Origin of the sequence: Bifidobacterium favimelis (assembly GCF_037963085.1) — a bacterium.
GTDB lineage: Bacteria > Actinomycetota > Actinomycetes > Actinomycetales > Bifidobacteriaceae > Bombiscardovia > Bombiscardovia favimelis.
Window position 1 is genome coordinate 228,407 of record NZ_JBANDZ010000001.1, and the last position, 13,207, is coordinate 241,613.

Annotated in this window: 6 protein-coding genes, 1 other RNA gene and 1 pseudogene; 7 read left to right on the plus strand and 1 reads right to left on the minus strand. The window is 63.5% G+C overall.

Features of this window, described 5'->3' with window-relative positions; all coding sequences use genetic code 11:
* Positions 1-47: 47 nt before the first annotated feature.
* Both V6584_RS00850 and V6584_RS00855 read left to right on the plus strand, forming a co-directional pair.
* Entirely contained in the window at positions 48-1,190 is a 1,143-nt protein-coding gene (locus V6584_RS00850) for an inositol-3-phosphate synthase (RefSeq protein ID WP_340468566.1), read from the plus strand.
* Positions 1,191-1,481: 291 nt separating this feature from the next.
* Positions 1,482-5,501, plus strand: coding sequence for a S8 family serine peptidase (locus V6584_RS00855; RefSeq protein WP_340468567.1), 4,020 nt, complete (start codon positions 1,482-1,484; stop codon positions 5,499-5,501).
* A gap of 180 nt (positions 5,502-5,681) precedes the next feature.
* Here V6584_RS00855 and glf read toward each other — a convergent pair whose 3' ends face one another.
* Positions 5,682-6,839, minus strand: coding sequence for a UDP-galactopyranose mutase (gene glf, locus V6584_RS00860; protein WP_340468568.1), 1,158 nt, complete (start codon positions 6,837-6,839; stop codon positions 5,682-5,684).
* A 184-nt stretch (positions 6,840-7,023) separates the two neighbouring features.
* On the opposite strand from glf, the gene V6584_RS00865 reads away from it, so the two are divergent.
* The 5 genes and pseudogenes from V6584_RS00865 to tmk all read left to right on the plus strand — a co-directional run.
* The gene (locus tag V6584_RS00865; RefSeq protein WP_340468569.1) at positions 7,024-8,010 is read left to right on the plus strand and encodes a GMP reductase; all 987 of its coding nucleotides are present in this window, start codon (positions 7,024-7,026) and stop codon (positions 8,008-8,010) included.
* Positions 8,011-8,064: 54 nt separating this feature from the next.
* Positions 8,065-8,151, plus strand: an RNA gene (ffs, locus tag V6584_RS00870) — signal recognition particle sRNA small type.
* 123 nt (positions 8,152-8,274) lie between these two features.
* Entirely contained in the window at positions 8,275-9,324 is a 1,050-nt protein-coding gene (locus V6584_RS00875; RefSeq protein ID WP_340486109.1) for a phosphatase PAP2 family protein, read from the plus strand.
* Positions 9,325-9,458: 134 nt separating this feature from the next.
* On the plus strand, positions 9,459-12,473 hold the full coding sequence (gene topA / locus V6584_RS00880) for a type I DNA topoisomerase (RefSeq protein WP_340468571.1): 3,015 nt from the start codon (positions 9,459-9,461) through the stop codon (positions 12,471-12,473).
* Positions 12,470-13,132: pseudogene (tmk, locus tag V6584_RS00885) on the plus strand (dTMP kinase); the annotation flags it as partial. The gene topA and the pseudogene tmk, both read left to right, overlap by 4 nt.
* Between the last annotated feature and the right edge of the window lie 75 nt (positions 13,133-13,207).

Below are 13,207 nucleotides of genomic sequence, written 5' to 3' on the forward strand. Positions count from 1 at the left end.
ACAGGTATGCTTGGGTTGGAATAACTCAGTTAATCAGAGGAGTTTGTATGAGCATCCGTGTAGCTATAGCTGGCGTGGGCAATTGCGCCTCGTCACTGGTACAGGGAGTCGAGTATTACAAGGACGCCAAGGATGATGCGAAGATCCCCGGCATCATGCATGCCAATTTCGGTGGATACCGGATCCGTGACGTGGAATTCGTCACCGCCTTCGACGTCGATTCGCTCAAGGTCGGCAAGGATCTGAGCGAGGCCATCTTCGCCTCGCAGAACAACACCTACAAGTTCTGCGATGTCCCCGACAAGGGCGTCGAGGTCCTGCGCGGCCCGACCGGTGACGGGCTGGGCGAGTACTACCGCCAGATGATCACGGAGTCCGATGCTGAACCGGTAGATGTGGCCCAGGTCCTGCGGGACAAGAAGGTCGACATCCTGGTCTCCTACCTCCCCGTGGGTTCCGAGCAGGCCGACAAGGCCTACGCCACAGCCGCCATGGAGGCCGGATGCGCATTCGTCAACTGCCTGCCCGTCTTCATCGCCTCGGACCCTGAGTGGGCCCAGAAGTTCCGTGATGCCGGACTGCCCATCGTGGGCGACGACATCAAGAGCCAGGTGGGCGCGACCATCACCCACCGCGTCCTGGCCCGCCTCTTCGAGGACCGTGGCGTCCGTCTGGACAGGACCTACCAGCTGAACGTCGGCGGCAACATGGACTTCATGAACATGCTGCAGCGCTCCCGCCTGGAGTCCAAGAAGGTCTCCAAGACCCGCGCCGTCACCTCCATCGTCCCTCACGAGATGGATCCCCACAACGTCCATATCGGCCCCTCCGACTACGTGGCCTGGCTGGATGACCGGAAGTTCGCCTTCGTCCGTCTGGAGGGCACCACCTTCGGTGACGTCCCGCTGGACCTGGAGTACAAGCTGGAGGTCTGGGACTCCCCCAACTCGGCCGGCATCGTCATCGATGCCATCCGTGCCGCCAAGATCGCCCTGGACCGTCATCTGGCCGGCCCGATCCTGGCTCCCAGCTCCTACTTCATGAAGTCCCCTGCCGTGCAGCATGAGGACAATGAGGCCCGTCAGCTGGTCGAGGATTACATCGCCGGCAAGGTCGAGGGTGACGAGAGCGCCCTGGATGCTGACGTGAAGGCCGCCCAGGAGGGCGGCAAGGACGTCTGGCACGCCTGAGTCCTGACGGACCGCCTTCCCAGTGAAGGCGGGCGAATGGAACCATCCGACATGGCCGGCCAACCCGCAGAGGGTTGGCCGGCCATCATCGTCCCCGGGGTGGCCAGAAGCGCCCCGTCCCCCTGTCCCCGCCAACCTCGGAGTCGACGTCATCGAAGGCGATGACCACAGAGTGGACACATTTCTTAATATATGCGTCCCCATACAGTATATTGTTTGACAATGGCGGCGTGGAGTATATGCACGGGCCAGTCGTAAGCAGTCGGGGTATATCAAAGAGGGATTGAATCTATGGGGAGAAGAACATTTCGAGTCGCGGCCCTGGTGGCTGCGGCTGCCATCGGGCTTGGAGGGTCTTCGGCCTTTGCGGCCCAGCCCGGCACGGCCGGCTTCAAAGGCATGCCGGGCATCACGGGCATCAAGAGGGCCGCGCCTGGCCTTATGGGCGCCAAGGGAAAGCTGACGGCCTTCGTCGAGGTCAAGGCCGATTCGGGCCTGGACCAGAAGGTCCGCGCCCGCAGGCAGCTGGACATGACCCGGTCCTCCCTCTCGGAGGAGCAGAAGGACGCCCAGGCCTCGAGTGAAGGACGCGACCGTGCGCAGGAGGCCAAGCGGATGGCCGACAAGGCCTTCAAGGATCTGAAGGCCATCGACCCTCAGGCCTCCCTCCTGTACGACGTCTCGTACAGCCTCTCAGGCGCAGTGGTCACGGCTGATGCTTCCGCCCTCCGCAAGCTTTATGAACATTCCGACCTGGTCACTCACGTCGTTCCGGTGAGGGCAGTGAAGGCCCTGGACGACGAGAAGGGGAAGACCGGGCCCGGCAGGAAGGGGGACGGAATCGCCCCCGCCAACACCCACAACGATCAGCTGGTTGATGCCGTCAAGACCTGGAACGAGACCCATAAGACAGGCAAGGGGCAGAACATAGCCATCGTCGACACCGGCCTGGATTACACCCACGCCGATTTCGGCGGCACGGGCACCGCAGCCGCCTATCGGACGGCACTGGGCTCAAGGGCCAACCCCCTGACCGATCCCACGCTCAAGACCCTCCTGGATGCCAACAAGTACAAGGGCGGTCACGATTTCGCCGGTGCCGACTATGGCAGCGACGATGCCCACTGGGTCCCGGTCCCGGACGAGAACCCCATCGACGGCGAGGGCGGCCACCACGGCACACACGTCGCCGGTACGGCCGCAGGGTATGGAGTCTCCGCCGACGGAACCCGCTTCTCCGGGGACTACACCGGGTTGACCCAGGCCCAGGTTACAGGAATGCGAGTCGGTCCGGGCTCCGCTCCCGAAGCCGGGATCTATGCCTTGAAGGTCTTCGGCGACAAGGGGGGCACCACCAATCTGACCCTTCAGGCCCTGGACTGGGTCGCCAAGCACAATATGGAGGACACTGCCAACAAGATCGGCATCGTCTCCATGTCCCTGGGATCGTCTTTCGGGGCCGTGGATGATCCCATCAACCGGGCGGTGGATGCCCTCTCGAAGGATGACGTGCTTTCGGTCATCGCTGCCGGAAACGAAGGGGACGTCACCGACATCGCCGGTTCGCCGGGCAGCGCGCCCACAGCCCTGACCGTGGCTGCCAGCCAGAGCGGCAAGGCCTTCCAGGACGCGGCCCTGGTGGCGGCTGGACCCGCCTCCCTTCTGAACCAGAAGATTGCCGGCCAGTACTCGGTTTCTTATACGGCGCCCATCTCGGTCACCGGCAAGGTGGTCAGGGTGAAGGCGGCGGACAATCTGAATGGCTGCAAGCCCTACTCCAACGATGACAAGGCGGCGGTCAACGGAAACATAGCCTATGTCGATTGGAACGACGACGACGTGGCCTGCGGTTCCGCCAAGAGGTTCGACAACGCGGCGGCGGCGGGGGCCAAGGCCATCGTCTTCCCATCCCAACGCAACATTCCGGAAGCAGGAATCGCCGGAAACGAGTCCATCCCCGGGTTCCAGATCTTCAAGAAGGCCGCAACCGACGCCGACTTCCGGTCGGCCATCGACGCGGGCACCCTGCAGCTCACCCTTTCCGACAATCTCCGCATGAGCGTGGACGCCGATTACTCCTCCGAGTATGAGGACACGGTTGCCAGCTTCACCTCGCGTGGCATCCACGGGTCCTATGACGGAACGGCCAAGCCCGATGTCTCCGCCCCCGGCGTCAACATCGTCTCGGCATCGGCCGGATCCGGCAACGGTTCAGAGTCCATGAACGGGACCTCGATGGCCACCCCGCTCACCTCCGGTGTGGCGGCTCTGGTCCGTCAGGCCCATCCGGGGTGGAACGCCTACCGGGTCAAGACCCAGATGGTCAACACCGCTGATCATGACGTCCTCACCGCCGACCGCTCCACGGCCTATGGTCCCCTCCGTGTCGGCACAGGCAGGATAGATGCCTTCGCGGCCGTCAACAACACGGTCGGGGTCTCCTCCTCCGATGACGGGACCGTCACCGGCCAGTTCGGCATAGTCCAGGTTCCGCAGGCCGGCTACAAGGCCGACAGGACCTTCACCGTCACCAATGACAGCGATAAGTCCAGGACCTACCGGCTGTCCTACGCTCCGCGCACATCCACGCCAGGCGTGTCCTACAGCCTGGACAAGGACACAGTGACCGTGGCGGCGCACTCCACCGCCCAGTTCAAGGTGACCCTGAACATTCCTGATCAGTCGAAGCTGAGGCACATCCGGGACGTGACACAGAGTGTGGAAGTGGCCGGTAAAAACCGGAGTTATGTATCCGACAGCACCGGTGTGGTCAAACTCACGCCCACCCAGCAGGAAGACGGTGCTTTCGGTCTGCGCGTGGCGTTGACCGCAGCTCCCAAGCCCGTATCGCAGACCTCCTCCCTGTACGAGGAGACCGTGTCCGGCAACCGTCATCTGACGATGAAGGGCCACGGCACCGGTAGCGAGCGAGAAGCGACTTCATATACCTCCCAGGCAATCCCCATGGTTCTGGGAGTCGAGGACCCCGTCGACGGTTACTACGGCGATCCGAATGTGGATGCCCAGCGCAGCCTGGCTGCGGCAGACATCAGATCGGTCGCTTATGCCTCCACGGCCCCGCAGATGGCGGATCCCTCTAAGGGCATGCTGTACTTCGGCATCGTGACCGACAAGTCCTGGAGCCATCTGGGCAACGGGAACGTGAATCCGGCCGTCTATCTCGACACGGACGGAGACGGAGTACCCAACTACGCCATCACCGTGCTGACCAATATGAAAGGCGCACAGTTCGATACTGTTCTCGCCGTCACCTATAAAATCGACGGTAATGTGTGGTCCATAGCCGATTTGGAACCGATAGACGATGCTTTCATCTCTGATTCGAACCAGGTGATTCTGTCGGCTTCCCTTTCAGCCATGGGTTACAAGAAGGGCAGCACAAATACCAGAATTACCTATCAGGTGGAAACCATGTCGTCGAATGCGGCCGGCGCGGCTGAACAGTATGTGGCTGATAGTGCTGGCGACATAAGGCAGGACGGCTTCGATGCCTACAACCCGCCCGTCTGGTTCGGCGAGAAGAAAGATGGCAAGCCGGCCGGTGCCTACTTCGATGACAGGGAAGGGTCGGTCATCCCGGTGAACCAGGCCGTCACCAGGTCATCCGGCGCGGACAAGATCATCACCTTGCACACTCGGGGGCAGGTTCCCGAGCAGGCCTCAGACCAGTTGAAGACGGATGTGAGCACTCTGGTGGCCATCGACAAGGCCCGCCTGCAGGCCGCAGTCGACCAGTACTCCAAGCTGAATGCGAAGAGCTACACGAAGGCCTCCTGGGATGCCCTCCAATCCGCCCTGACGGCGGCCAGGGCCGTGCTGAGCAACCCGGATGCGGTTCAGAGGGACATCGACATGGCCTATCAGAACCTTCAGACGGCCTATCAGGGATTGGTGCCGGCCTCGGCCAAGGTGTCAAAGGACAAGCTGAAGGCTGCGGTCGATGTGGCCAAGAGCCTGAAGCAGAGCGACTACACCAAGGCCAGCTGGGATCCCTTCGCTGCGGCGCTGAGCAAGGCGGAGCAGGTCCTTGCAAATCCCAACGCCACCCAGGAAGAGGTCAACAAGGCCGAGCAGGCGCTCCAGACCGCCCGGGCTGGTCTGGTCCGTGTGACCACCGCTTCCACCTCCAAGCCGAAGAAGGGCAAGAAGGGGAAGAAGAAGGCGGCCGCCGACCCAGGAGATAAGTTGAGCAGGACCGGTGCCGATGTGGGTGTCTCCCTCATGGCGGCACTCGCTCTGGCACTGGCAGGCGGCATCCTGGTCGTGCGCAGGCGCGAGAGGTCTGAGTGAGTCCTGACCCGCTTCGGCCGGTGGACGGGTGATGACCCCGTCAGCCGGCCGGAGCCCCTCCTCTGAAAGGTGGGTGGCCAAGGGGCCGGCCTAAGACGAAAACCGGGGCCCGGCACCGATAGGTGCCGGGCCCCGGTTCGTTTTGGGGCCGCCTTGCGCCATCCGCAGGCGGATCGACCCTCACCTGATCAGAGGTGCCACCTTCTTGTCCCAGGCATCCAGGGCCGAGTTGATGACCTGATGCATGTCGTAGTAGGCATAGGTCCCCAAGCGGCCGCCGAAGACCACCTGAGGCTCCTGGGAAGCCAGGTCCTTGTACCGGGTGTACAGGGAGCGGTCGCCGGCCGTGTTGATCGGGTAATAAGGTTCGTCGCCCTTGCCGGCGAATCGGCTGTACTCCTCCCAGACCACGGTCCTCTGGTGGTTCTGCCGGTCGTAGCGTTCGGGATTGAAGTTCTTGAATTCAATGGCCCTGGTGTAGGGGACATCCGGGTCGGAGAAGTTCATGACCGGGCAGCCGAAGTGGTCGTCCTCGTCGTAGCGACGCTCCTTGAAGTCCACGGTGCGCCATTGGAGCTCCCCCAGACGGTAATCGAAGTAGCGGTCCACCGGCCCCGTGTAGACGACCGGGACGGAACCGACCAGGGCATCACGGTTCCAAGGTTGCGAATCATCGAAGAAGTCGGTGTCAAGGCTCACTTCGATTCTGGGGTCATCGATCATCCGCTCGAACCAGGCCGTGTACCCCTCCTTGGGCAGGCCCTCCCAGGTGTCTTTGAAGTAGTGGTTGTCATAGTTGAAACGAACGGGCAGCCTCTTGATGATGGAGGCCGGCAGCTGGGAGGGGTCGGTCTGCCACTGCTTGGCCGTGTAGTTCTTGATGAAGGCCTCGTACAGGGGACGGCCGATCAGGCTGATGCCCTGGTCGTTCAGGTTGCCCGGATCGGTTCCGGCCAGTTCGCCCGCCTGTTGACGGATCAGGTCCCTGGCCTCCTGGGGGGTGTAGTGGGCATGGAAGAACTGGTTGATGGTGCCCAGGTTGATGGGGAGGGGGTAGACCTCCCCATTGTGGGTGGTGTAGACCCGGTGGGTGTAATCGGTGAACCCGGTGAAGCGGTTGACGTACTCCCAGACCCTCCGGTTTGATGTATGGAAGAGGTGGGCGCCGTACTTGTGGATTTCGGCTCCGGTCTCTTCGTCCATGTAGGAGTACGCATTGCCACCGATGTGGTCACGTATGTCGATGATCCGCACGCGCGCACCCGTGTGCTCGACCGCCTGCTGGGCGATTGTCAGGCCGAAGAGGCCGGCGCCTACGATTACCAGATCTGCGTCCATTGTTCACAACCTCGCTTACCGGGAATGTTGCAGGCGGGCGGTGTCGCGCGATTCTTCCGCCGGGCCTTGAGCATGATGCGCTCGGCCTGCCGGAAGCGAGCGGCCGCCCGCCGCCTTCTGTGGACCCATGTTCTCACCGGCACTTGATAAACTGTCATGCTGGCCCGAGAGGAGGAGACCAAGAATGATTCCTTCAACTGTTTTCGACTATGAGGATGTGCAGCTCATCCCCAACAAGTGCATATTGGAGAGCCGGTCCGAGGCCGACACCTCGGTTTCCTTCGGTCCCCGCACTTTCAAGATCCCCGTCGTCCCCGCCAACATGGAGACCGTGATCAACGAGCAGCTGGCAGTCTGGCTGGCGCGGAACGGATACTTCTACATAATGCACCGCTTCCATCCCGAGCGCCGGCATGATTTCGTAAGGTCCATGCACGGACAGGGCCTGTACGCATCCATAAGCGTGGGCGTCAAGCAGGGTGAGCACGACCTGGTCGACGAACTGGCCCAGGCCGGTGATGTGCCGGAATACGTGACCATCGATATCGCCCACGGGCATGCGGACTCAGTCATCAGGATGATCGCCCACCTGAAGGAGGCCCTGCCCGGCTCCTTCGTGATCGCCGGCAACGTGGGCACGCCCGAGGCCGTCAGGGAGTTGGAGAACGCCGGGGCGGACGCCACGAAGGTGGGCATCGGGCCCGGGAAGGCCTGCATCACCAAGCTCAAGACCGGCTTCGGCACCGGCGGCTGGCAGCTGGCCGCCGTCCGACTCTGTGCCAAGGCGGCCCGCAAGCCCATCATCGCCGACGGAGGCATCCGCCACAACGGCGACATCGCCAAGTCCATCCGTTTCGGAGCCTCGATGGTCATGGTAGGGTCCATCCTGGCCGGGCATGAAGAGTCCCCGGGCGACAAGATCGTCATCGACGGCAAGGTCTACAAGCAGTACTGGGGTTCGGCCTCGGAGAAGCAGAAGGGGGCCAATCAGAACGTGGAGGGCAAGCAGATGCTGGTGCCCTACCGTGGTTCCATAGCCGACACCCTGCAGGAGATGGGACAGGACCTTCAATCCTCCATCTCGTATGCCGGTGGGCGCAGGCTCATGGATATACGCCACGTGGACTATGTGATCGTCAAGAACTCTGTCCTCAACGGGGACCGGTACTGAGGGCAGTCCGGGCCGCCTCCGGGGGAGGGCGGCCCCCGTGCTATAGTGGTACCTGCTCTCACGTGGCGTCATGTCACCCAATCCCCCCAGGGCAGGAATGCAGCAAGGGTAAGTGGCCTCTGGCGGGTGCGTGGGAGTTTTCCTTATCCCCGTATAGGCGGGCCGGGTCTCCCACCTGCGGCTTTTGCCGGGAGGCGGTCTGCGGAGGGTGTCCGCATATGGCGATGTGTGCTTTGGTAGCCGGCCCTCTCTAAAGTCATGGGTATGACCGATTCGTTTGACCAGCAGATGCCGGGGTCGGCAGTCTCCGGACCAGCCATGCCCGACGGCCCTTCACCCTCGGTTCGGGTCCCTGCCCTGCCGACCGGTCCTTCCATGAAGGACCTCGACCCGCTCACGGTCAGGCCACGCACTTCCAGCAGGGTGCTCTGCCTGGTTTCGGGCCTGGCCCTCCTGGCACTGTCGGCCCTGGTCTGGTGGCTGGCAGTCTTCACCATCCGGGGGCAGGAATATGACGACGAGGTCTGGAACAACTTCAAGGGCTTCACCATCAATGTCCCTTGGATCCACGCCTTCCTGGGCTTCTTCACCAGCCATGTGAACACCACCGTCATCTGCGTCCTCATCGCACTGGTGGCCCTGGTCGTGGTCCTCCTGCGCAGGCGGTGGTGGCTGCTGGGCCAGATGGTGGTTTATGCGGCCATGAGCTATGCGGCGGGAAGGGCCCTCAAAATCCTTCTCCCCCGGCCCTTCCTCGTCAATGTCATGTCCTCCGGGAAAAATTCGGCCCCCTCGGGTCACACCATCATGGCGGTCACCGTTTTCCTGGTCCTCCTATGCGTGGTCCCGCGTGTCTGGCGGGGCCTGACGGCCCTCCTGGGTGTCCCCTTCACCCTGGCCGTTGGATGTTCGGTCATCCAAGGCAAGTGGCACAGGCCTTCGGATGTGGTCATGGGCATTCTGATTGCGGGGGGGCTCGCGCTGATCACCTTGGCCTTCACCAGGGGGTCGGGCATGGATGCAACCGGAACGCGCATGTCTTCGGCCAGCGTGCAGATTGTTTCGACCGTCCTGTTGACAGCGGGCCTCCTGGGGGTGGTTTATGGGGCCTTCGTCATCTGGCAGATGGATTCCGGCCTGCAGATGGGGGCACGGTGGACCTTCTACGGGGCCCACTGCTCGGCCGTCATCCTGATAGCCTCCACGGCCGGTCTGGTGGCGGGCTTGGTCCTGGCGCTCCGCCAGGTGACCGCCTCTCCGCTTACCCGTCTGGGACTTGTCGGTGAGCCCCCGGCCCCTCCGCGGGCGGGTTGAGCCGGCCGGCCGGGACCGACCCGCAGGCAGGGTGCGGCCCGGTGACGTTGACGCACACGAACACGCTTACGGCTCATGACTGAGCCCCGTGAGTAAGATGGCGTGCGAAGAACCTATATATAAGGAGAAGGCCAATGGCATCCGGCAATAAGCTCGTCATTGTTGAGTCGCCGACCAAGGCAAAGAAGATTGGCGGCTACTTGGGCGACGGCTATACCGTCAAGGCCTCGGTGGGTCACATCCGCGACCTGGCCCAACCCTCGCAGGTCCCGGCCTCCCGCAAAAGGGAATACGGCAGGTTCGGCGTCGATGTGAACGACGGTTTCAAGCCCTACTACATAGTCGATGGAGACAAGAAGAAGACCGTGGCCGAGCTGAAGAAGGCCCTGAAAGACGCGGATGAACTCTACCTGGCCACTGATGAGGATCGTGAGGGGGAGGCCATTGCCTGGCACCTGGTCCAGACCCTCAAGCCCAAGGTCCCCGTCAAGAGAATGGTCTTTCACGAAATCACCCCCGAGGCCATCAAGGAGTCCCTCAACCACACCAGGGACGTGGATGCCGACATGGTCGACGCCCAGGAGACCAGGAGGGTGCTCGACCGTCTCTACGGCTATGAGCTCTCCCCCGTCCTGTGGAGGAAGGTCGGCCCCAAGCTGAGTGCCGGTCGCGTCCAGTCCGTTGCAACCCGGCTGATTGTGGAGCGGGAACGCGAGCGGATGGCCTTCGTCCGGGCCTCCTACTGGGATGTCGTCGCCTCCCTGGCCGCCGGCCCGACCGGCGTGGAAGGTGACGGAGGCGGTTTCAAGGCCAGGATGGTCCAGCTGGCGGGTCGCCGCCTGGCGGTTTCAAAAGACTTCGGCAATGACGGCAGGCTGACGGATACAGCCTCCAAGGAGGATGCCCTCCAGCTGGATGAGGAGGGGGCCGGCCGTCTGGCCAAGGCCCTGGGGGATGCGGACTTCACCGTCGTTGGTCTTGAGACCAAGCCCTACCGTCGTCGGCCCCAGCCCCCCTTCACCACCTCCACCATGCAACAGGCGGCGGGCAACAGGCTGGGCATGAGCTCCAGGGCGGCCATGAGGGCCGCCCAGGGGCTCTATGAAAACGGATATATCACTTACATGCGAACCGATTCCGTCACCCTTTCCCAGGAGGCCATCGCCGCCGCCCGTGAAAGCGTGACCGCCGAATATGGCAGGGAGTACCTCTCGGAGAAATCCAAACAGTACGTGACCAAGACGGCCGGGGCCCAGGAGGCCCACGAGTGCATCAGGCCGGCAGGTTCGCACTTCCGCAGGCCCGACCAGTTGGCGCAGACCCTTCCACCCGACCAGCTCAGACTGTACACGCTCATATGGCGCCGGACACTGGCCTCCCAGATGGCCGATGCCACCGGCTCCACCGCTACGGTCAGGCTCTCCGCCCAGGCGGGTGAGGAGGGGGAGGCCATCTTCCAGGCTTCCGGCACGGTGATCGAGTTCCCCGGTTTCATGAAGGCCTTGGGATACGGCGAGAAGGATCGTCCCAGGTCCTCATCCTCCAGGGAGGAGAGGGGGGATGCCTCTGAGGACAACGGGTCCCTCCCTCCTCTGGGCAAGGGCGACGTGCTGCGTGCCGACGGGGTGGCCCCTGAGGGCCATGAGACCCAGCCTCCCGCCCGATACACGGAGGCCTCCCTGGTCAAGACCCTGGAGGCAAAGGAGATCGGCAGGCCCTCGACCTATGCCAGCATCATCTCGACCATCATCGACCGGGGTTATGTCTACGAGCGCGGCCGGGCCCTGATTCCCTCCTGGCTGGCCTTCTCCGTGGTCAAGCTTCTGGAAACCAACTTCCCCCGGTACGTGGACTACCAGTTCACGGCTCAGATGGAAAACGGCCTGGACATGATCGCCCACGGCAAGGAGAAGGGGAGGGACTGGCTGACCCGGTTCTACTTCGGTTCAGGCGAGGGGGCCGCCAAGAATGCGGACGAGGCCCATGAGGGGCTCCAGCAGCAGGTGGCCCAGTTGGGCGACATCGACGCCAAGGAGATCAACACCATCCGGATCGGTGACGGGCTCCAGGTCCGAGTGGGCCGCTATGGCCCCTATCTGGAGGACACCCGGAACCTGGACGAGGAAGGCAACCCCAAGCGGGCCTCCCTGCCTTCCACCATGGCCCCGGATGAGCTGACCCCGGCCGTCGGTCATGAGCTGATCGAGGCCAACGCAGGTGGCCCCAGAGAACTCGGCGTGGACCCGGTCACCGGTGGCCGGGTGGAGGTGCGCAAGGGGAGATTCGGCCCCTACGTCGCCCTGGTCAGGCCCGAGGACGCTCAGACGGATAAAGACAAGGACAAGGACAAGGAAGGCCGGGCCTCCGATACGGACAAGGGCGGCCAGACCGGGGCCCGGACCGGGAACCGTCCCGGCCGTTCCGCGAAGTCCGATGCGGCCAAGCCTAAGATGGCCTCCCTCTTCAAGGGGATGGACCCCGACACCATCGGCCTGGATGATGCCCTCAGACTGCTCAGCCTTCCGCGCACGGTGGGCGTGATCGAGCAGACCGACCCCAAGACGGGCGTGGCCAGCCAGGCGACGGTCACGGCCAGCAACGGCCGGTACGGTCCCTACCTGACCAAGACCTCGGCCGATGGGAGCACGGAGACCAGGTCCCTGGGCAGCGAGGATGAGATCTTCACCGTGGACCAGGCCTCAGCCAAGGCCCTTTTCGACCAGCCCAAGTACGGCAGAAGGACCAGGGGGTCGGCGAAACCCCCACTCAGGGAGCTGGGGGCGGACCCCGATACGGGAAGGCCTGTCACCATCAAGGACGGGTTCTACGGTACCTACATCACCGACGGGGAGACCAACCGTACCCTGCCCAAGCAGTACACGCCGGAATCCATACGGCCCGAGGAGGCCTTCAGGCTCCTGGCCGAAAAGAGGGCGGCCGGCCCCTCCACCCGGGGGCGGAAGGGAGCCAGGTCCAAGGCGGCCGGCCGGGCGGGCGGTGCCGCAAAGACAGGCGGTGCCAAGGCGTCAGGCCGTAAGTCGGCCGCCGGCAGGACGGCGGCCGGGAAGGCGTCACCCAGGAGGACCACAGCCAGGAAGACGACGACCAGGAGGGCCGCCGCCGGGAAGACTACGGAGAAAAAGGCATGACCGAGGGGTTGTTCATATCGTTCGAAGGTGTCGACGGGGCCGGGAAGTCCACCCAGGTCCAGCGGGCCCATGACTACCTGCAGGTGAAGGGGCTGCGCTCGCTGGTGACCAGGGAGCCGGGCGGGACCCCTGCCGGACTGGCCATACGGGAACTGGTCCTGCACGGCATGGCCTCCTTCCCCTCCCTGGCGGTGACGGGGGCTACCGACGTGGTCGATGCCACGGATGATCTTGCACCGCGCACTGAGGCCCTTCTCTATGCGGCCGACCGTGCCGAACATGTGGCCCAGGTGATCCGCCCTGCCATGGCCAGGGGTGATGTGGTCCTCTGCGACCGCTACATCGATTCCTCCCTGGCCTACCAGGCCGGCGGCCGTGATCTGCCGGTCGATGTGATTCGCCGGCTGAGCATGTGGGCCTCCGAAGGCCTCCTGCCGACCAGGACCTATCTTCTTGATGCGGACCCCTCCCAGACCAATCTCCGGCTCAACCACGAGCCGGACCGCTTGGAGGCGGCCGGCCTGGAATTCCAGGAGCAGGTACGGCAGGAGTTCCTGGAACTGGCCCGTCAGGACCCGGACAGATTCGTGGTCATCGATGCCACCAGGCCAATCGATGAGGTCTGGCAGTCGATTCAGGCCGACCTGGACAGGTTGACCGAGGGAATGCCTGTCAACCTCACGCCCGTCTCCGACCAGGAGACCGACGAAGATGGTGGGGATGATTCCGATGAC